19 protein-coding genes are annotated in these 20,517 nt (G+C 36.2%); 4 read left to right on the top strand and 15 right to left on the bottom strand.

Translation table 11 applies throughout. From position 1 onward, the window contains the following. Positions 1-192: 192 nt before the first annotated feature. Entirely contained in the window at positions 193-1,206 is a 1,014-nt protein-coding gene (locus A1QO_RS08365; RefSeq protein ID WP_017041582.1) for an OmpA family protein, read from the bottom strand. 265 nt (positions 1,207-1,471) lie between these two features. Between A1QO_RS08365 and A1QO_RS08360 the strand changes: the two genes are divergently transcribed. Further along, positions 1,472-2,161: a hypothetical protein gene (locus A1QO_RS08360; RefSeq protein WP_141707126.1), complete on the top strand. Its 690-nt coding sequence runs from the start codon at positions 1,472-1,474 to the stop codon at positions 2,159-2,161. Here A1QO_RS08360 and A1QO_RS20275 read toward each other — a convergent pair. From A1QO_RS20275 to A1QO_RS08325, 8 genes are all read right to left on the bottom strand, one after another. After that, positions 2,088-2,696: a hypothetical protein gene (locus A1QO_RS20275; protein WP_141707125.1), complete on the bottom strand. Its 609-nt coding sequence runs from the start codon at positions 2,694-2,696 to the stop codon at positions 2,088-2,090. The genes A1QO_RS08360 and A1QO_RS20275 overlap by 74 nt on opposite strands. Further along, on the bottom strand, positions 2,693-3,952 hold the full coding sequence (locus A1QO_RS08355; RefSeq protein ID WP_017041580.1) for a hypothetical protein: 1,260 nt from the start codon (positions 3,950-3,952) through the stop codon (positions 2,693-2,695). The genes A1QO_RS20275 and A1QO_RS08355 overlap by 4 nt, the downstream gene beginning before the upstream one ends. A 19-nt stretch (positions 3,953-3,971) precedes the next feature. After that, the gene (locus A1QO_RS08350) at positions 3,972-4,670 is read right to left on the bottom strand and encodes a DUF4400 domain-containing protein (protein ID WP_017041579.1); all 699 of its coding nucleotides are present in this window, start codon (positions 4,668-4,670) and stop codon (positions 3,972-3,974) included. 2 nt (positions 4,671-4,672) lie between these two features. Further along, entirely contained in the window at positions 4,673-6,865 is a 2,193-nt protein-coding gene (traD, locus tag A1QO_RS08345) for a type IV conjugative transfer system coupling protein TraD (RefSeq protein ID WP_017041578.1), read from the bottom strand. Positions 6,866-6,984: 119 nt separating this feature from the next. Further along, positions 6,985-7,680 (bottom strand): ProQ/FINO family protein, encoded by a 696-nt coding sequence (locus tag A1QO_RS08340; RefSeq protein ID WP_026027081.1) that lies wholly within the window; start codon positions 7,678-7,680, stop codon positions 6,985-6,987. 271 nt (positions 7,681-7,951) lie between these two features. Then, on the bottom strand, positions 7,952-9,826 hold the full coding sequence (locus tag A1QO_RS08335; RefSeq protein ID WP_017041576.1) for a replication initiator protein RctB domain-containing protein: 1,875 nt from the start codon (positions 9,824-9,826) through the stop codon (positions 7,952-7,954). A 992-nt stretch (positions 9,827-10,818) separates the two neighbouring features. Further along, entirely contained in the window at positions 10,819-11,226 is a 408-nt protein-coding gene (locus A1QO_RS08330; RefSeq protein WP_017041575.1) for an H-NS family nucleoid-associated regulatory protein, read from the bottom strand. Positions 11,227-11,357: 131 nt separating this feature from the next. Continuing rightward, positions 11,358-12,434, bottom strand: a complete 1,077-nt coding sequence (locus A1QO_RS08325; RefSeq protein WP_017041574.1) for a hypothetical protein — start codon at positions 12,432-12,434, stop codon at positions 11,358-11,360. 813 nt (positions 12,435-13,247) lie between these two features. Here A1QO_RS08325 and A1QO_RS08315 point away from each other — a divergent pair. The 3 genes from A1QO_RS08315 to A1QO_RS08305 are packed head-to-tail and all read left to right on the top strand — an operon-like array spanning position 13,248 to position 16,291. Next, a complete protein-coding gene (locus tag A1QO_RS08315; RefSeq protein WP_017041572.1) occupies positions 13,248-14,663 on the top strand; it encodes a DNA cytosine methyltransferase in 1,416 nt (471 codons plus the stop codon). Beyond that, a complete protein-coding gene (locus A1QO_RS08310; RefSeq protein ID WP_017041571.1) occupies positions 14,653-14,934 on the top strand; it encodes a hypothetical protein in 282 nt (93 codons plus the stop codon). The genes A1QO_RS08315 and A1QO_RS08310 overlap by 11 nt, the downstream gene beginning before the upstream one ends. Positions 14,935-14,953: 19 nt before the next feature. Further along, positions 14,954-16,291, top strand: a complete 1,338-nt coding sequence (locus tag A1QO_RS08305; protein ID WP_017041570.1) for a hypothetical protein — start codon at positions 14,954-14,956, stop codon at positions 16,289-16,291. 178 nt (positions 16,292-16,469) lie between these two features. On the opposite strand, the gene A1QO_RS08300 is transcribed toward A1QO_RS08305, so the two are convergent. From A1QO_RS08300 to A1QO_RS08275, 6 genes are all read right to left on the bottom strand, one after another. Then, a complete protein-coding gene (locus A1QO_RS08300; protein WP_017041568.1) occupies positions 16,470-16,904 on the bottom strand; it encodes a hypothetical protein in 435 nt (144 codons plus the stop codon). A gap of 26 nt (positions 16,905-16,930) precedes the next feature. Further along, on the bottom strand, positions 16,931-18,217 hold the full coding sequence (locus A1QO_RS08295) for a hypothetical protein (protein ID WP_017041567.1): 1,287 nt from the start codon (positions 18,215-18,217) through the stop codon (positions 16,931-16,933). Positions 18,218-18,279: 62 nt separating this feature from the next. Next, positions 18,280-18,513, bottom strand: a complete 234-nt coding sequence (locus A1QO_RS08290) for a hypothetical protein (protein WP_017041566.1) — start codon at positions 18,511-18,513, stop codon at positions 18,280-18,282. A 228-nt stretch (positions 18,514-18,741) separates the two neighbouring features. Then, the gene (locus A1QO_RS08285) at positions 18,742-19,203 is read right to left on the bottom strand and encodes a hypothetical protein (protein WP_017041565.1); all 462 of its coding nucleotides are present in this window, start codon (positions 19,201-19,203) and stop codon (positions 18,742-18,744) included. A 38-nt stretch (positions 19,204-19,241) separates the two neighbouring features. After that, positions 19,242-19,787 carry a hypothetical protein gene (locus tag A1QO_RS08280; protein WP_017041564.1) on the bottom strand — a complete coding sequence of 182 codons (546 nt, stop codon included), beginning with the start codon at positions 19,785-19,787 and terminating at the stop codon, positions 19,242-19,244. A gap of 59 nt (positions 19,788-19,846) precedes the next feature. Then, the gene (locus A1QO_RS08275; RefSeq protein ID WP_017041563.1) at positions 19,847-20,257 is read right to left on the bottom strand and encodes a DUF7659 family protein; all 411 of its coding nucleotides are present in this window, start codon (positions 20,255-20,257) and stop codon (positions 19,847-19,849) included. Positions 20,258-20,517 lie beyond the last annotated feature (260 nt).

Raw genomic sequence — 20,517 nt, 5'->3', positions numbered from 1 at the left:
TCCGATTTGATTTTTACCCATCGGGTAAACAAGGAAAATAAATATTATATCAATACGGTGTCATCTCTTAAGATAGCGGGGGCACTATAATTGAAGTCAAATTGGAACATAATGGTAAATTAAAAATGACTAATTAATATAAAAAAGGCTCCAACGGGAGCCTTAAATTTGTATATTCACTGTCAAATCATCCTAATCATAGATATACATAGTTAAATCAACTCTGCGATTTTCTGAACGTCCACTATCTGAAGCATTACTTGCAATTGGGTGATCTTGACCAACACCATATATCTCAATCTGCGAATCAAGAAAATTCATCTTGAGTAACAGATCTCGAACAGAGGCCGCTCGTTCTTTGCTTAGTGTAAGGTTATCTTTGCTAGTGCCAATATTATCTGTATGACCAACGACAATTACTTTCTTAACTGATTTAGGGTCAAATTGTGATATTTTCTTAATGAAAGAGTCACTATCAATGACTGTAGATTTTCCAGTATCAAAAAATAGACCATCAACATTAGATTCTGAAAAAGAAAATTGCTCTACAACAATCTTCTCTTCAGATGGATCGTTGTTGTAGGCATACAAAACATTGCTATTGTTACCATGAACACCTTTACTATGATTTTCACTGATCAACTGCCTTGAATCTTCAATATCATTACCAAAAGTGTACCTTAGAGCTATAGAAAAGGATGAATTATCAGAATCACCAAATCCAGAAATATCATCTCTTGCCCTATATCTATATTTCCCTTCAATCGAAAGATTTTTACTCAGAGTAGTTCCAAGTCCAGCTTCTATATAACCACTGCTATATGAATTAGAATTTAAATCTGCATTATGAATCTTCATATCAGTGAAATAAATGCCTGGCGAAACAAATCCATAAATCTCATCACCTAAGGGTTGAGAAAATCTTAAACCAAACAATCCTGTCTGAGATGATACTGAATTACCATCAAGTTTATATGAAGGTTCATTCAAATATGTTCCTTCAATTGCCACCAAATCCGATAACTGATAACCAAGCAAAAGCCCCATACTAGGGCTACTAGCATCGCATGATATTGAACATTGATCATTTATGCTTGAATAACCAACTTCAGCACCAAAGATTAGATCTCCTAATTCATTAGATGAAAAAGCAAGAGATGAATTTGTTATTAATGTAACTAACAGTACATTCCGTAAAGTACGCATAATTGTTCTCACAGTAGAAGGTGTATGTACATACTACTGGCAGAGCTACTGAATATACGCACAATAATCCGAAAATATATGCGGCGATGATAAATATAAAAATGAGGCAAAACGCCGCTACAAAGAATCGGTAATAACTTCATACGCTGACATAAAACCAATAAAATGCGACTATCGGATAACAGATAAGTAGTTAACATTGAAAAACTTACTATTAGAGCTCAAAGAGAAAAACAAGAACAAAACCAATTGCGAGGAAGTCATATTGGCTCTAGCAAAGACTGACTTGTTAAAGACTGAAATCCAACAGAAGATCTTGAATAACAGCAAACATCTGGAAAGAAGCGAAAAAGACAGATTAGTTAGAAAAATCAAAAAAATATTTAGATACAGACTAGCCCTAGAAGTACTAAAATATTATGGAATCAATGCATATTCGTTTAGAGCTGATTACGAAGTGCTTCTTTATAATTCTAGTCATGCAGTTATTTCTTGTATCCGAGAAATAACTGATAATAATCCTAAAGAGTTCTTTTTAGAACACATTTATCTGAGAACAACCGTCACGCCAAAAAAAGATATTCATCGAAGAAACAACAAAATCTTTGTTCATTTATTATGGATGCATAGAGAAATTTCTGAGCTAAACTTCTCTATGCTGAACCTTATAGAAGATATTTCGAAAAATAAACTAATAGTGGATGTTAGCTATAATGGCCGTTATAAGACGTTAATCAAGTACATCAGAACTTATACAGTTCTTTACGATGATCTAAAGTTAGTTAGAAAAACATTTCCCAATACATCATTCTCAAGCGCAATCAGCCCTTTCAAAAATCTATCAATATTGACTGTTCTTGTAGAAATACTAGATAAATACCCTAATGCTTTTTGCTCTGTTCCTTGTGGCGTAATTGTAAAGCCCCAAAGGCTATCAAACAAAGCAGAGAGATGATAAGCCTAGGATCTCGCCAGACTGAATAATGATAGTCGTTAGGTACTAATCTCTTCTGGCCAACGGTTTGTATCAAATTGAAGCCTCCAATCTCAATTGAAGAATCCCCATCTTTCAAGTGTTTTCCTAAACCATAAAATGGTAACTGCATACCAGATCCAGAAATTGGGTGTAGATAGATTTTAGAAATGCTTCCGGAATCATCGAAATACCATTTCCCAAAATTTTCAAAATAATAGGGTCCAATAAAGCCCTGCGAAAATAGAGTTCCATTTGACCGTAAAGATAAAATAAACGAACTATTATGAACTCCTGATTCAGCAGCGAAAATTCCTGTAAATGAATAATTTCCAACTACCATGGAATCATAAGTATAAGCTATACGTGGCACTACAGATTCTGACCTTTTGGAAAGAAACTCTCTAAAATCTGAATGTGCCTTAGCATTAAGGTTTGCCATAACAAACATCACCAGGGAAGACAATAATAGAAGGTACTGGGCAGACCGAACTAACTTAGTATTAAATTTCATCATTGACTACCTTTTGAATTAATCAGAAAATCTTGACCGTTAGTAAAACTTTCAATTATATCAATAGATAACCGACCATTCAGGTCATTAATTGAAGCCATTGAAATTTTAAATTTCCGATTCGAATATGATCTTACCTCTATGTACTCTTGCCTTGCATCTAAAGGCTTTATCAGTACATCTCCACCACGAAGAAGATCTATATTTGACTCAGGCAATAAAGAAACAAATTGATTGTAACGTACTGATTCAACAAACCGTTTTGCCCTTGTGTATGATGAAGGGATAAGACTTAAGCCAACACTAGCTGTGTCGATAACATTTAGGTTATCTATTCCTATAATTTCATCTATTGAATCTTGTTGGTTCAGAAACTCTTCACTGCCAATTTCAACAATTTTGAACAATTTTTGTTGATATTCACTAACATTATCGATTTGGACGTTAAGTGGGATCTTTTTAATCTGACTCAATGCTTCTTTCCAATTTCTTGAAGAAATCAAATCATTAACATAGTCAAAGGGTAAGGGGGGAATATAGGTTCTTTTTAAGTTGTATTGAATAGCTTCAAGATCATGTTTTTGAATCAAAGATTCAATATATTCATTATCGGAAGATGAGGGGCTATCATAATCAGCTATTTCAGGTTCTTCGAAGTCTAAAATGAAATTCTCAACGATGACTTCTTTCCGGTTCCAATCTAATGAATACTCTACCACTACATTTCCTTTAGTCAGTTTCGTTGCTGGAAAGTTGACATTTGTAAGGTCAGGAGCAAGGCTAAATCCTAATTTCTGTAATGATAATGGAAGAGAATAATTTTGGTTGAAAACGATATCAACAACAAAAGGAACATCATGAATTATCATTCTTGCAATGTCTTTGTCTCCGATTCTTAGGCCCTTATCCCCAAATTCAAATGTTTGAACCTGTAAATAGGAAGTATTTATAGGACTACCAGTCAAATAATTACTTGCTGATTTTCCTATAGATATTAACTCTTGATTACCAGGGGCGACTTGAACACAATATGTATAGCCTTCACTAACACAAGGAGTGACTAAGTTTGAGATGTATGGTGCTACAAGAACCCCAGCAACAAATGGATATGCCGGTGACACATCGAAATTATTATCCTCTAAATATGAGAGTTGATATGATAATAAATCAATTTGAGTTAATGTCTTAGCAGATGCACTAGGCATTAATAGAGGGAAGAAATTAATTACTAGTATTAATACCTGATTCAGAATTTTCATTTTAATGCCTTATTAATATCTAGAAGACTTTTTCAAAATACTCAGCGGTATATCTAACTGCAACCACTATGAATAATGCAGTAGGAACTACCACAACAGCTGCGGGAACAGCGTAAGGAATTGACAAATAGACAAACCATGGCACATATAAACTGGGGAGGATAAGAGACTTAGCTAAGTAGTGCACACGAGATGTTTCTCTTCCTACGTTGAATTTCCTAAGTTCGCGCCGAGTGACTCCGTATGTGAAGCCAATAAAAAAAGCTAGTCCGTACACAGGAAGTGACAATAAAAGGATGACAGCTCTATAGATAGTGATACAGATAACTACACCTGTAGCTATAATGTAGTCATCAAATAGACTAAAATAATTACCATTTTGCATGCCAAAGTTTTGTTCTCCCAATTTGGGAATAATGATTGTCAGGATTGTTTTGTTAAGCCATTCAGAGCTAAGATTCAGAATCTGGTAAGGACTTATTCCGCCAAGTACACTAATTCCTCGGTCATAATCTTTTTCTATCCATGACTGTTCTAGCAGATAGACATTAATAGCACTTTTAGCACCTAACTCGGGGTAGACAAACGTAATGAATATAATTTCTGCAAGAATTGAACAAAGTAAAGTTACTATCATAAAGCTAATAACTTTTCCTAAGCGTGAAGGTTCTTTGTCATCATTTTTATTGTTGTCGCTTGATTTTTTGTTTGGTCTCATGTCTATGCTGCCTCACCTTTCCATTCAAAGTTGGCAGATCTATCAGTAAATCCAGATCTCCAATCTTCATCGTTAGATGACTTCCACCATTCATCAACAACCATGCCTCTGTCATATTTCTCCTTCATTAGTTTAACTATTTGCGACTGTTTCTTAGCAGCGAATGGACAATTTTTATCATCTTCCAGCATAGGGAATCTTACTTTTAGTAACTTGTTTCCATTCAGCAGCACAAAAGCTTGTCCCTTAGGAAGGCTCATTATTTCATTTTCTGCAATCATCGGGACTGGTGTGGTAGAAGTTCTATCTTCATTCTTAGCAGTGAAATCACCGTCAAGAGTAGTGGTGGTTCCGGATACCTCTAGAACATCTCTAACGCGAACCTCTTCCAGTTGCTCTGTAAGCACAGCAGCAGTGTTTTTGGTTTTGACCCTCATCATAATCAGAGTGTTAAAATTAGATAATATGACTTCAGATTTATCTGAACCGACTTTGACATCTAGATCGAATCTACTTTGAGTGTAACAAACTAATTTTACGCCTGATCCGCCAGCCTTATTGCATAAAGGCAAAAATTCATCTCCAACTAACTCATTAAATTCATCTGCGTGAACATAAATTGAGGTCACTTGGTCGTGGTCAGCGTCAATAATTCCAAATTTATCTCCAAATTTATAGATTTGACCACTCGTGCTTAATAAATCTGCAAATAATGTATTACCAACTGCGGTAGCAACAGCTGTATCTTGCATTGCATCGAGTCCAATGTAGATTACTGCTTTTTCACGTAGGATTTTAGGCCATGTGATTATCGGACGTGGATCATCCAAGTCTTCATAATCCGGAGCAATCAATTCTGATACTCTTCCTGAACATAGTTTTTCAAGCAGTGGTAATAAAGATGCTGTGATTTTAGAAAAATAGGTACTGTCATAGTGAGTAACGCAATGCAATAGATTTCTAAGGTTCGATGATAAAGTAGGCTTCTGCAAATCATCATATAACGTATGATTTTTTTCCAAATATTTGTAAATCGCTAGGCCCTTTGCACTCAAGGCAGAGAGAGCGCGGTCATGGGGTGATGCTTTCTCTGATTTTGAAAGCATTTCAATATCAAGTTCCCAGTTATCCAGGTAGTCAATTTTTGATTCAAATTGTCTAAATATGTCCTCTGCTAAGCGGATGAAAAGAAGCTCCATGTGCTGTATGTATTGATTAATTTTGTCAAAGCTTACAGTTTCTCCCATTGAGAACAATGCTTGAGAAATGATATTTATAAATCGCCATACAAACTCTTTAAAAGCAGCCCCATCTCCACTACCATCTAGCTGGCCAGCCGTACGTGTAGCACATTCCGAAACTCGGTTAAAATCGGCCACACCGTTATATCTCGCACTAATATCAGGAAAGCCGAGGTGAATCATGTAGAATTGCCTATTGTTCCTCAGTGCTTCAATCTGAGCTCTAGCCAATAAGTCTCCATCACCTTTAGGGTCAAAAATTGCAACCGCAGCCTCAAAATCACCATCTTTTCCTCTCCGAGCAATATCTTGAGCTATTAGCATCTCAGCTGTACGGGTCTTACCCACACGAGTAGTTCCTATACACAAAGTGTGCCCATTTCTTTCGCCTATATCTTGTAAGCAATCTACTTCATCAGGTTCTATTCCATGAATGGCAGAGTAGCCACCCAAGTCAGGATTTTTCTTCCAGAAATTAACTGCAGAATTTGATTCAGAATATCTAGCAACAACTTTTCTAAATGGAAGCTTAATTTGTTCTCCCATTCTTAAATGTTGTTTATAACCGGCCTTTACTTCATTTTGACGAAACCATGTATAAGTAGGGGTGTCACTTGTATAGAACGGCTCATTTCTAGAATCGTATAAGCGCTGTGTATGCTCAGTTTTCCATTGAAAGCCTAAACCTAACCAAAGGTAACTATCATTTTTTGGTATCTCTCTAGGGTTAATTACATACTTTCTCGGGTTCCTAATGTACTTTTGAAAATCAATCACCCTTTTAGCTGAACGATATTCTCTAATAGCTAAAATACCAGTAACAATAGCAAAACTATGTGCAACATTAGTTGGGATCATCCATGGTGTGGTCCAAAGAACAAGGCTAGCTGCTGCAAGAGCACAAGCGTTATTGCGTTCAACGGCTGGTCTGAATAGATTTTCTTTATCTGCCATGAGCAACTTATTAGAAATTAATAATTTCTTAATACTAAAAGGAGGAGAGGGGTATTTTAAGAAAATAGCAGAAAAAAGTAGCGGCGTTTTTGGTTGATAGAAGAATCAATGAAACGATGTCACGTCATAATCAATTTATTTAGTAAGATTGCACCTAATCGTTCTTGATCGTATCCAGTAATCAGTTCCATACATCTAGCATGGTTAGAGTCAATAACGCTATCTATAAAAGACTTTTTCTGCTTAGATGTGAGAGATTGATAATTTTCTCTATAAGACTCAGATTCCATAAGTCTTTGAGGGGTGGGGTAGCAAGGGACAAATTTACTTTTGGAGGCATTCACATTTCTTAATGCGATCGTTCCTGCATTTTTAATGATACTTTGATCATTATAACCGTAACGTAATAAAATTCTTGCACGATTATCCTTATCAAATTGTTGCTTCATTATTGATTTTTCATAAGCTCTATACCTTGTAAGGCCAGATTTATTAAGTTGTGCAGTTGAACAGGCATCCTTAAAAAGGAAATCAAGGTAAGGTGTTCTATGCCATATCTCAACAACGCTTGAAGAGACTTCACCGTTTAGTTCGTAACGGGGGGCACCTTCAGGAGCGTTGATAATAGAACTAGCATATTCTATAGATCTAAAATGTTGATCAATAATGGACTGGGTTTGTTTTGGTGAAAAACCTAATTTAGCAACAAGTATGCTGAGTTCGTCATCTATACCAACAGCAAGTGGACAAAATTTTTCAATAGATTTGTAATCAGATCCTAGTAAATCAACTAAAGAACCACACATTTTATTCATAAAATTGCCCATACCCAGTAATGAGAACTTATAATAAATAAAAAATAAATTTTTATCGACACAAATATATCCGATTAGATCACGAAATAAGTTAAAATTAGTTAAGTATAAGATTTTTTAGAAATTCAAATAATGCTCTTTATGGTGGGGTGATAATTTTTATATAATTATCAATACCTTACAAATGGTCAATAGGGGTAAGTGATTTAGAATGATACATGCTATTTTTTACCTAGTATAAGTAAAGGTGTGAGGTCCTAAATAAACCCGACTAAGTGCTTGTACTAAGTCTCGAAATCAATTCAACGTAACCATCACGTTGGATGCGTTTCATAGAGCGGATATTTTGACAAACGAATTCAATGATTCTATTGCGTTCGATGAAGTATTCAGTTGAAATTGAGTTTAGTGTTTCCAATGTAATCCATGGTAAGTTTTTAAGTCGACCAAGTTGCTCTTCAAAATACAAATATACGATTTCATACTCTGCATCAAGCCAGTCGGTAACATGAAGATATATCTTTTCTAACTCAGCATCTGTAGCGTAACGAGTGAGTATGTAATAATGGCCATCAACAGTAAAATCCATATAATACTCACTGTTAATTTCCCCAAATGCGATTTCTCTGAACTTCGAGTACCTTTTTAGTGTGTTTAAAATTAGTTTTCTCTTATAAATAAGAGGGTTCGGTAGTGTTCCGGAACATTTCACTCCTGAGGAAACAGTATACTTAGCACCTGAATGTTCGATTACCTCTCGCTCTGAGTATTCCATAAATATCTCTGACTTTCTGTTTGCTGCATTTTCAGGGCGATCAGGATGTGGAATTTTGATCGTGAAATGAAAACCACCCAGGTTCAAATCAGCCACCTTGGCCCTATCATCACCTTGAACATCAGACATAGTAATAAACTCCAAATTCGGAGGTCTTTTAAATGATTTATGTATATCTGAAATAAACCGTGTGCATATTTTGAATTGTGTTTGTGTACTTTCTGAACTCCAAAGGACGGTTACAATATCTAATAATGTTTCAGATGCTTGACAAATAGGCCTAAGTTGCTTGCTCATCATCAAAAATCTAAGTTTTCGATAAAATGTATAAAGTGTTGTAGGGAATTTATTAACGCTCACATTCTGGACTATGTAGTACGAATGATTTTTTATATAGCGAAAAATATCAGGGTTCCAATTGACATTTACACTAACATACGGACGGCTTAACTTTCCGTTCTCATCAATTAAGGGCTCTTCTGCATTAGCAGAAAGTCCTCTAAAACCAGCAAAATATTGAAAATGTTCTTGAGCTGTAGATTCAGAGTACCTTGAAAAATATTGATCATGTACTTGGTACTGGGAATTCCAGATTCTAATGATTGATTCTGAAATAGCCATCCTATTTTCAGTCACATCTGGTAAAGATTTTTCCTTAAGTAGGTCTTCAATAAAAAATGGTACTCGGATGGTTGAATCCATACGGTTGAAACGGTCTTCGGGAAGGGTTGAGAAGTAAGTTACGGTTTTCTGAAACAACAAATCAATAATAGACACATCAAATTCATTAATAATTCCGCTTGTTGATTGTACTAAATTATTTTGACGTGATATAGGGTTTCTATAAAGTTTTGATTTTTCTATTGTATTTCCAAAAGCAATTAGTGAAGAATCTGAATGTGTCATTGGCATTTGTGTACCAAATTCATTCTTATTGCTTCTGTAATCATCTGGGATGTAAATATTCTCTTTCTCATAAGACTTAATGATAAGAGTTCTTGATGATGACCCTTTAACATTAACACCATCACTTGATGGTTTGGGCATCATTTCTATTGAAGATAAATCAGGAAACTTGATTAACTTAACATTACGATTATTCGTTAAGTAAGTCGGTGAAGCTTGTTCAATTTCAACTCCACCTATTGATTCAATCATTTTAAAAGCTTTACGAACTGAAGCTATAGACATTTCGGAATTTTTGGCAACTTCTTTGAGTTCAATTTCTGTTCTTGAATGGAGTTTGTATGCCACTAGAATTGTGTTCAGAATCATCTTAATGCTGCGAGTTTTGACGTCTTCGGCTATTTGAGTAATAGCGTACGCAGAACAGTCATCAAGCAGTAAAATTGTTGATGTGTATGTTTTCAAAATCCATTTCTCTGAACATAGTTACTTTAAGCCATAGTAGCAAGTTTTTCACGATGATCTAGTATTTTCTTTTTCCTATCATTTGATAATTTCCGTCGAGTTAAATCTATTAAGATCTTTAATGGTTTTCTTGGTTGTTTGATCTAATGATCAATGATTTTTAAAAGATTGAGATTAGGCCTCAAGCCCTTTAAAACTGTTAAACCTTGTAGTTAGAATGAGTAAAATACTTGTTAGAGTATGGAAACATGGATCAAGGTGCCCACGGAAGCATGATCATCAGAAACAAGCAAATTACTTGTTAGTACCGTGGAAAATACATGTTAAAGACACCTCACCTATGCACAACTTAAACACAGTTTACTTACAGGTTAACCACATGTTGGGCATAGGTTATCATCGATTTTATTTACTAGGTTTGAGATCGTGATCAATAATGAACTGCAGGAGGATCTTTTTTGAATTGTATTCAACTTGGATTAGCACTTGAAAAGGTTTTTTGATAAATCACGGAGATTACTTGTAAGGTATACATTAAGTTTCAATGCTTCAATCGTATTTAGATACTAAATAAATACCTTGTTGAGGTTACAAGCCTATTGTCGAAAGGTCTTCCTGCTTGCCTTTAGCATGGAAATTACAGGATATGAGTATTTTCTTTTTTTCTTCGCACTGGTCGTCGTTCAGTTACACGAACGCCACCATAAAGTTCAATTTTCTCCATTGTATAGATATCGATTTGTAGGAATTTGATTGTAATGGTTGTAAGTGACTAATATTTCGTAGATCAATCTATTTAATAGAAATGGAAAATACATGTAAGAACCTACGATCGTAGTTCTATCAGAGTGTTTTCAATGCTGTACTAGGGAAGTATTGAAAACACGTTTAACAAGGAATTTACGTACTTATAGTAATTTGCTTACTATTTAAAGTATTGAGACCAGTGGCAAGCCGTTAATAAAGAGAGGTTCTTCATTGACGATTAACATTTAAATGAGGAAATCTTTCAGTTTTAAGCCGTTATCTATTTTCTCTTGAATAGCTCTCGGTGTTCGACCTTGGCCTGTCCATGTTTTTTCTTCACCTTCTGAAGTAGTGTATTTGTACTTGGGTGGACGAGGAGGGCGTCTGTTCTTTTCTTTTCTAGTGCGTTCTTCTAAGTTTACCAACTCGCTGACATCGATTCCTGCCTCTTCCATTTCAGCTAGTAGATTTTCCATTTTTTTTAAATGCATTTCTTTTTGTTTTTCTTCTTCTAAAGCCTCTGCACTTTTTTTAGCATAAACACTTTCAACATGAGTGAGTACTACCTTTAGATCATTGAGTGGTATGGATTCTAAAAGTTTAAGGCAAGTTCTTTCATTTAAGAGAGTATTAATAAGGCTATGATTACTCATAAAGATCAATTCCTGTCCATTGCAATTGTGTGTTTTTGTTTCTAGGGAGTGCCCATGCTACAAAGTTTAATCCAAACCAATAGTGCACTCTATAAATTTGTTGATTAACTGTATGGTGTATTGAAAATAAGTCATAAGTCGAATCGATACCAACCTTCTTCGTACTGCAAAACGCGTTCATGCTTTACTTCTAAAACGCCTTCAGATGAATTTGGTTGTGTATACTCTGTACTAGTCACCATACCATGATAGATTTGATCTAAAGTTAAGCCTAAATCGTTTTTTAAAAATGGTATCTGCATTTCTTCTATCAATTGCATCAGTCTAAAACAATTTTTTGATTTATGTTCGATCAAATTACCGAAAGCTTGAACTTGTTCCGTGGGGTCTAAGACATTCAATAGAAGCCAGTACCACTTATCCTGAGAATAATGGCAACCTATTACACTGAATTGTCCTTCGTGAGTAACTTTAGAATATGCCCTGTCAAAAATAATTATAGGTTCTTGTTTTACCATTTTAGCTTTTGATGCAAAGTCTTCCATTAACTTATCAAAAATTCGGTTTTTGTAGCCAGGTCTATAGTTAAGACCAAAGATAAATAATGGCCTAGGATTACTATGGCAATCAGTTATGGTGCCGACGTACCCGTTTACCTTATCATTCTGTGATACATCCGTTTTGATATTCCAGCCGAGATATTCTCTAAGAAAAATAACGTGATTGTCAGTATGAATTGGTAACGACAGTTTGATAGAATCATTAATCTCTTCTTGGTTAAGAGTTTTTAAAAAATTAGCTTGCTCTGGTGTAACATTACCTTCTCGTTCGCAAATATATTTTAATATCTTCTTAGTGTCGTCATGCTCTAAACCAATGTAGTTTGTATCTTCCTCATAAGCTGTGTATTTGATTGTTTTTGGCTTTGTATTGTAAGGACTTCCAGCTATTATTGTTTCTTTTAATGAGTTGTCTAACTCGACACCAAACACTGCAGCCAATCTAACTAGCCAACGATCGTTCAATAGCTCAAGTTCTTCACAAACTGATTCAGCAGATGATGAAGCTTCGTTAATAAGTTTTTCCCATGACACGTATTCAAATGCTTTCAGTACATAGTTTCTAGCTTCAAGCTTACTGACGTTAAATGCTTTTGAATAAGCAGTTGCTGACATTTTCAATTGTTTAGGATTCGGAAGTTGTAACATCGCGATTTCCTCTTGTAAGTAATACGTGTGAATAAAAGTAAATTGACATAATGCTACCTAGAAGGATGGATAACTTTATACTCAAGATATCAGGGCTACTTTCGGTCTTTAGAGGAAAAACACCTAATGAAAATAGACACATTAATTGAAACAAGAACAGACCCGCAATGGAGAAGTACTTGAAAGTTTGAGGCGGGATGTACTTAATAAACTTTTTGTCGAATGATGTAATGACTTTACAAGAGAACAACAATAGAAAGTAGGCTAGTGTAAACCCAAAGCCAATAAGTAGATTCTCAAAGAAAAGGGAAGCCTTTATATTGAGTGCATTTGTAACTGTATAAAGCGAAATTAGAGGTAGAGTAAGCATTGATATTGCTATCAATAATTTTTTCTTTAACGTCATTTTAATACCAATAGTGTAGCATTCATGATTAATATTATAACTCGAACATTACATTTATTCATCAGCATCTAGTTTGACGCACTTCACTTAACTGTAAGAAGATGATAGTCACTATAAATTCTTCTACTCAACACGCAAAAAAGACCACCAACAACATCAATGGAGTAATGTTATCAGTGGCCTTCTCTAGCTAACATCCTATATCATTAGCCCTTCCATGAAAAGCTTTGAATTCGCGTTTTTAGAAGCACTTCGTATAGGCAACATTTGGATAATGTGAATATCACAATGTAACAATTTATGACCGTTAATAATACAAAACTGGGAGAAGCAATCACACGTAGGGTATACCAATTAGCACACCTATGTGCTATTTTTGTATTACTACTAGCTAAAGGTAAACAACGATGTCCAATTTCATAACTAGAATTCATAAATATTCATGTAAACACTTAAGCAACGGTAGAGCCAGAATATTCATTCAAAATAGTAAGCTCTTAATTGATGCGGGAATGCCGGTTGGTACAAGTATTGAAACTACATACTCGAAAAACAGAATTGAAGTAAGAGTTGTCGATGATGGCACAAATACTATAATGGATACAGGACGAGGAGCTCTATTAGAGTTAAGAAATAAAAAGACGCATAAATCTTTTGAAGGATACGACAACGTTGTTATCACAGTAAGAAAAGGATTTATAGTCATAACATTACCCGCATCTATCCAAAATGTTAAACCATGTATAGGACGTTTTTTTGACAAGATATCGAACGGTCAACCAGTGTCTTATGCCAGCCTATTCAGTGGCGTTGGTTGGCTTACATATTTTATTCAGTCCGGTTTAAGTGAATCTGGCGTACATACGGAAATGAGCTTTGCGAATGACAGTGATGAATTGACTCTTGCATGCAATGTAGAAGGTAATCCAGTTTGGGAAAGAGCCAGCAAAGGGGCAATAGCATCAAGTGTCGACCTCAATGACTTAGATCTGAATACACTTGAAGAGTGTGACATTGTTGAGGTTTCCTATCCTTGTGTTAACACAACAAAGTTATGTGAAGCTGAGTACAGAGATTTAAATCATCCCGTTATGGGCCATATTTTTGTACCTCTAGTTGCAGCATTAAAGAAAATGAATCCCTGCATAATAATATTTGAATGCTCTGGTCCTTTCTTAAACTCTCAAACGTATGACCTGATCAAACGTTCTTTAAATAATTCTTACAGATTTGAATCTACGCTGTTAAAAGGCCACCCTTTTGGCGACTTTGAAGACAGGGAACGGTCTTGCGTAGTTGCTGTACCCCATGAATTTCCGCCTTTAGAGCTTGAAAAAATTCTTCCATCAGAAAATGTAGTTCATAGAGAACTTAAAGATATCTATGAAAAAATCGAATCGGACTCACCACTTTGGAAGAAAATGGAACACGTCAAGAACAAAGTTTCAGATGAACGGTTGAATTTTAAAAATAACGTTTATCATGGTTGTGATACAAAAATAGCGACAATAATTGCTAGCTATGCATCACCGAAAATTGGAGCCCCAATGATTGGTCACGAAACTGACGATCAATTACAACGTCAAATTACAAACCTAGAACATATTAGGATTAGGCGAGCTCCCAGAAAATTGTCAGAAGTATTAATGAATGTTTCCACTGGCATTCATCCACTTGTGAGTAGAAAAGGCAATAAATCAGCAGTACATAGAATGTGTGGTAATGGAGTTGCTCCTTTGCCTTGGGTTGCGACTGGGAATTGGCTAGGAAAAAAAATTATGAGTTTCTTTAAACAATGGAAGGCCCTTAGTTATGCAGCATAATGACGTTGTTGATTTGTATTTCGCAATAAAACGAAAAGAAGGGATGTCATATACGGATATCGTCAAAGTTATTTGTGACACATTAGATATTCAATACAATAAGTCTTACATAACTAGATGGAGAGACAAGAAACAAGTAACTCCTGAAATAGTTCATGTAATGCAAGAACAAGTTCTAAAGCAAGCCTTTGATTTAGCTGGTATCAAAACAGCCAATTCTAAGCAACGGACATTGCTACAACTCTTAAGATCTCCAAATAAGATCCTGTAGATTAATTTTGAGGTGAATTATGAATGATGACATGGAATTGGTACTCACTGATGGGGCTAAACACCGGCAACTAACTCGCACTGAAAAATTTGTACTATTACCCGATAAGCGCCGTACCAAAACAGCGCAAGAATTGATGCAAAATATGTATGAAAATCAGATGAGTCTTTTGTGCCATTGCATACGACCGCCAGCATTGATGTTTACCAAACATTATACGCATAAGGCTCATTATTATGGCCTTGTTTGTCACGCATCCAAAGGTATACATCATCGTAACTGCCCTCACTACAGAGTTGTTTCAGGGTCAATTGTTCATGATAAAAAGCGTCTTTTGACGGCTATCTCTCAACAAGAGCAAGTTTTTGACGAACTATCTCTTTTTGGAAGCTTCGACTCCTCTGCGGGAATCACTACTGCAAAACAAAATGGGGATGTTAGACACTACCATCGTCAAAATTCGGGTATAAAAGTCCCAAAATTGGTTTGCCTAACACGATTTCTAATAAGGAAATCGGGGCAAAACATCATCTCTAACAATGGCTATTACAATGGTACATGTCGTGGTGCATTGGAAGCCATTCGTAATGCCGCAGACAGCATTAACTTTGGCCCCGAAGGGGACACCTTAAAAGAATGGATATTCTGGGGTGAAAGAGGCTATAAGATGGCTTGCCAGAAATTATATAGAACAGAAGATGCTGGCACATGGAGAGAAAATAGTAGGCCACATGCAATTGTGTTAGCAATAGCCAACGAAATTAAGTTGAACCGCGAGGATAAGTCTAACAAGTCTATTTCAATAGATGATGCACCGCCTATTTTTGTACAAAGAATTATAACAGAGGGGGTAGGCGTCAAAGATAAATCCTCACCAGAGAAAGGTGGCACCAACGGTCCATTCCTAATTCTGTATTCACTGTGTAGAGCTAACAAAAAGAACAAATATCGCCCACACACAGTGTTTATCAAGCCGATAATCTCAAATAATAGAATAATGCCTGTTGATTCAAATTATGAGCGAAGCTTCGCTAAACAAGCTGCCTACATGCTACTTAAAGGCGAGGGAAACAAACTTGAGAAACCATTAACAGGCCAGGGGATAGATGGATGTTATTTATTACCTGACTTTCTGATCAAAGCCAACGGGCAAGAGCACCTTGTTGAAGTTATGGGTATGCTTGGCAACCCTGAGTATGTGACGAGAAAAGAGTACATTGTACCTCTTATGCATGAAGCTTGGCCAAACCACAAAGTAATTGAGCTTGATCCAAATGATACTGATCCTAGTTCTGAATCGTCATTTAAAAACTACATCAATAATTTAGAACAAATAGTGACTGACATGAAGCAATAAAAAAGGGGCCAGTAATTGGCCCCTTTAATCATTAGTGATCTTGCAAATCTAAAACGTCAGTACTATTAAGTTGTTGAAGGTCTGAGTTCATAGTGTCATTCAACATTGCTTGTAGTTCAACTAAACTAGTATCAGAGCCAACATAGCGTTCAACTTGCTCGAACATCAGTTTAGTATGTTATCGTTTGTTAATCGTATCAGCCAGTTTTTGAATCATTTCATCGCGTGTACCAACAAACGATTCAATCTCAGTCTGAATTGTGATGATTTGCCAATCGGAATCTCCACATTCATAACGTTCAAGTGCAAAAAGCCAGTTAACAATCGACTCTTTGTCTGAGATATTCAAACTACCAGACCATGATTCTGAAATTTCATCGGTTACTAAAACCGCAGGGATAAATTCAGACTCAATTGCATCGTCATCTTCAACAAGCCATTCCTTGAATGCTTCAAGATGAATGTTAGTAATCCGATCAATAGCAAAAGAGAAAACTGACTGTACTGCTTCCTCTCGCGACCAATACAGTTCATGAGCCAAAGCAGCTTTAATATTACAAACTGAAGGCTTAATCCAATAGTTAAGAGAAAATGCGCTTAAAACATAAGACATAGTCTATTTCCTTGTGTGGTTAAAAATTAGTTAGAGTTCTTACTGATACAGGCATCAACTTCCTGCTTTGATGCAAACGAACAAGTTTTCCAGAACTGTGTAAGAGACTCATGAGAATTAACCCATTCGAATTCTGACATTGGAATAAGAACAGCTAGATCATAAGCATCTAGATTGAACCCATGATTGGTTGAGTTAAACGACAGTTCATAACCCAGTTTACCATTAAGGTTCTTCGCTATTTGGGTATAGCAAGCCAGACTGTTGTTGAAGTTATCCATGACTCCATTTCGGTCGTCATGAATACAATTATCTTCATCATAGATTTCTAAATACTTCGTACCATCAATAAGACTTGTGCGAGTAAAGCGAATGAGACCATCATTCACCAAATCCATAGTGTCGTCTGAACTAATTAAAATCTGCTCTGATTTTGTCAGAGGGTAATCTTCGCTTTCAGACTCTAGAGAATGAAAAGCAAGAAGAGAGTTGATTTTGGTTAGGTTCCCATCACACTCACCCAGCGCATTAGTCAATTGGACTCGTTTGGCATTTGCATCGACCTCATCGATATCAACAGCATAAGACAAGATATGAGTGGTATTTCCAAAGAATTCTAGATGAAATTTTCCACGGAGAATTCGATCAGGTTCATCGAAGGAAAGCGTAAAGACTTTACTCCAACTTTGCTCGTTTATCTCCCAAATATCTTGCTCGGTGACCTCTAATTGGGGGCCAAAATTAAACGCCCCAAAGAGTTCGTTGGCGAGCGTAGTTCTCGATTCCATAAGGTCATCATCATTCGGGTCATTGAAAATTAACCCCATGTGTTTGACTTCCGAAAATTCAACAGGTAACCAATTCGGCTTGTTTAACCCACCTTCAGGTACTACGGCGATTTCACAGTTTGTGTCACTCAGAACATGAAAGACATTTTCATCAGGATGGAAACCTACTGAGAGTGCCGGTAACCCGTCTCTGATTTCAATCATCCCACTGAGTCCAGATTGAATTAGATCGGAATGTGGCACCAAATTTTGGTCTTTGATATTAAAGTAAATGGTGTTGGTATTCTTATCTTGTTCGACAACAAGGTTATAGATGCCTGTAGCCGTTTTCGGTAGAGGTAAGGTGTCTGTTAAACGGTAGTCTTGTATAGGACAATCGACTAGCGTTCTCAGACCATTGTCTTTTGTTTCCTCAGCAATAGCGGATTCAAGCTTTAACAATATCGAACTAATAACTTGTGTAGGTAAGACTGTTCTCAGTACATCTACAGTGGCTTGTAACTCTTTTTTGTTTAAATAATGCATGGTTTATTCCCTTGTGTGAAAAAAAGCCAGAACTTATGTCTGGCTTATGTATAACGAGAGTACTATTTCAGTACGACGCCTAAGTATTCCTTGAATGCCGAAATCATCGGAATGTATAGAAGAGCTTGTGGGGTTTTGCACAATTTTTCGATGCAATCTTTGAGGGTGCACCCCGATTGCATCTCTTTAATGAAATTGTTCGTTGTTTGACCAGCAACTAATCGGTTGATGCCCATTGCCTTCATTATTGAAGGAAAAATATTTTTTGCTTGGATTACTGTTAATGATTGTTTCATGAGTAGGTTCCTTGTGTGTTGTCGTCAGAAAGACTAAAAATAAATTGTTCAAATATGAACAAGAACCCGATAACGGGTAAGGTTGTTAAAATGACACGCCACTGGGTGGTGATTACTGATGTTGTGTCGAAGTAATCAATTTGAAACTTAAGTATGTCAGAATACATAAAAAGTTCAAGTAACTGACACGCAATATAAAGCCCCCAATATAGGGGGCTGAATTTAGATTTAAATCAGACTGAGAACTCCAAAAATGAAACCAAGGAGGCCGAGCCGAAAACTGAGTCGTACATTTAGGTTGGACGCAGTCCATAGCCAAATGACAGAGTAAATAAGTTTTGCTTCAGTGATAACGATATTAACGTCGCCTCGGTAGCTCACTCCAATTTCAGCTGCAGCATCATAATCAATAGCTGCCATATTTTTGGACAGTTGTTGAGTTTCATTACTTTGGCCTCGAACATATCGAATCGTCCATGAACCACTATCCATGTTTGTAATAAGTAATGGCTTCAAACGTCCGAACTTATTCTTATCAGATCCAATGTTACTGTTATTTAGACGTACCATCGCATGGCTAGGTCCTGCATCATTTTTGCTGAGCATAGTAACTTTAGTCACTTTAAGATTTAGCTCGCTTCTCCCTGTAAACAGCGATTTAAAACTGAAGAGTTCCTTTAACTGTTTCATAGTAATATTTCCTTGTGTGTGGGTCAGAAAGACGACCATTAAATTTTTATGCAGGTTTCCGCCTCTTTAGTGAGATATTCACTGTCAATGTGGCGCTTATCCAATCCGCATAAGGTGAATTGAGTTTTAAGAATCAACCAACCATCGTGTTGTTCGAAAAAATAGTCCATCATTTGTTCCGCAGACTTATATAGAATTCTAGAATCAATAGATGGATAGCTTGCGCGAGTAAAACGAAACGTCCAGTATTGACCGTCTACTAATTTTTTATAGAAAGCAATATCGCCTTCTTCAGAAATAAATAGATGATTGCCACGTTCCTCTGTAGAGACAACATGCCTCACTGCACTTAAATCATTTATCAACTTAGACTGCTTGAAGACTTCAGATTCAACAGGATTTGGTGACGTTGTTACCGTGTTCGAATGGTCCAAGTTGATATAGTAATCGGAAATTGAATCCGTTCTCACCAATGGAACCATTGCCGCTGTTAACACGTCCATCATAGTTTCTTGATCAGTATCGTTGGGTACTGCGACTGCCATGTGGATAATGCGGTAGTCTGTATTAGATTTCATGCTCATCTTAATTTCCTTGTGCGGGGGTTAAAAAGGTCGACCGAAGGCCGACCGTCAAACATCAATTATAGGTCTTCTTTGCTTAACCAGTCTTCGAACACATTGCTGACTTGCTGCCTTGAGTAACCAAAGGGAGCTAAGGCATCAAATGCACTACTAAAACTTCCAGTTTCGTTAGATTCATGGTTTGCAAGTTCATACTCAATAATATCTACATCAGAATGTTCGGATTTAATTTTCTTCACCGCGTCTATCGTGATGTGTATGTATTTCTTTAAAAACTGCTTAGTATTCATTTTTGGTATGAATAAATTTCCTAAGATACATTGGTATTTTTTGAGGTCGCCCGAGAAATCATTTTTTTGATTGATTTCTAATCCCTCTTCAATTTGAGAGTTATTAAAGGCATAAAATGCCCCCATCTCTTTTCTAAGAGATGTCTCTTGGGCTTCAATAGCTTTCGATAGTGATAGCATAATATTTCCTTGTGTGTTGGGTGTACAACTAGAATTAATCTGAATCCAAGATATTATTTATCTGAACTTAATGAGAAGTATAGAAAAACAGACTTGAATTAATCCACGGGTGTGGAAGGGGAGTTGAAGTGATGCCAGCTCAAGAGCTGTCGTAACATTAGCATCGTTGTTACTTGGTTCATCAATCAGAGTGCCATACTCTTGTACATATTTCAAATTTCATCCTCGTTGTGGGCTAACAATAAAGTCTGATCGGTATT

It is taken from the genome of Vibrio genomosp. F10 str. ZF-129 (genome assembly GCF_000287055.2).
In the GTDB taxonomy this organism is placed as follows: Bacteria; Pseudomonadota; Gammaproteobacteria; order Enterobacterales; family Vibrionaceae; genus Vibrio.
This window is presented reverse-complemented; position numbering and strand designations above follow the sequence as displayed.

Coding starts and splice junctions, on each gene's coding strand:
- A1QO_RS08340 (WP_026027081.1), bottom strand. CDS start 7,680: ATGAATAAAATGTGTGGTTCTTTAGTTGATTTACTAGGATCTGATTAC.
- A1QO_RS08290 (WP_017041566.1), bottom strand. CDS start 18,513: ATGAAACAATCATTAACAGTAATCCAAGCAAAAAATATTTTTCCTTCA.
- A1QO_RS08300 (WP_017041568.1), bottom strand. CDS start 16,904: ATGTCTTATGTTTTAAGCGCATTTTCTCTTAACTATTGGATTAAGCCT.
- A1QO_RS08285 (WP_017041565.1), bottom strand. CDS start 19,203: ATGAAACAGTTAAAGGAACTCTTCAGTTTTAAATCGCTGTTTACAGGG.
- A1QO_RS08365 (WP_017041582.1), bottom strand. CDS start 1,206: ATGCGTACTTTACGGAATGTACTGTTAGTTACATTAATAACAAATTCA.
- A1QO_RS08325 (WP_017041574.1), bottom strand. CDS start 12,434: ATGTTACAACTTCCGAATCCTAAACAATTGAAAATGTCAGCAACTGCT.
- A1QO_RS08315 (WP_017041572.1), top strand. CDS start 13,248: ATGTCCAATTTCATAACTAGAATTCATAAATATTCATGTAAACACTTA.
- A1QO_RS08330 (WP_017041575.1), bottom strand. CDS start 11,226: ATGAGTAATCATAGCCTTATTAATACTCTCTTAAATGAAAGAACTTGC.
- A1QO_RS08310 (WP_017041571.1), top strand. CDS start 14,653: ATGCAGCATAATGACGTTGTTGATTTGTATTTCGCAATAAAACGAAAA.
- A1QO_RS08275 (WP_017041563.1), bottom strand. CDS start 20,257: ATGCTATCACTATCGAAAGCTATTGAAGCCCAAGAGACATCTCTTAGA.
- A1QO_RS08305 (WP_017041570.1), top strand. CDS start 14,954: ATGAATGATGACATGGAATTGGTACTCACTGATGGGGCTAAACACCGG.
- A1QO_RS08350 (WP_017041579.1), bottom strand. CDS start 4,670: ATGAGACCAAACAAAAAATCAAGCGACAACAATAAAAATGATGACAAA.
- A1QO_RS20275 (WP_141707125.1), bottom strand. CDS start 2,696: ATGATGAAATTTAATACTAAGTTAGTTCGGTCTGCCCAGTACCTTCTA.
- A1QO_RS08280 (WP_017041564.1), bottom strand. CDS start 19,787: ATGAGCATGAAATCTAATACAGACTACCGCATTATCCACATGGCAGTC.
- A1QO_RS08295 (WP_017041567.1), bottom strand. CDS start 18,217: ATGCATTATTTAAACAAAAAAGAGTTACAAGCCACTGTAGATGTACTG.
- traD (WP_017041578.1), bottom strand. CDS start 6,865: ATGGCAGATAAAGAAAATCTATTCAGACCAGCCGTTGAACGCAATAAC.
- A1QO_RS08355 (WP_017041580.1), bottom strand. CDS start 3,952: ATGAAAATTCTGAATCAGGTATTAATACTAGTAATTAATTTCTTCCCT.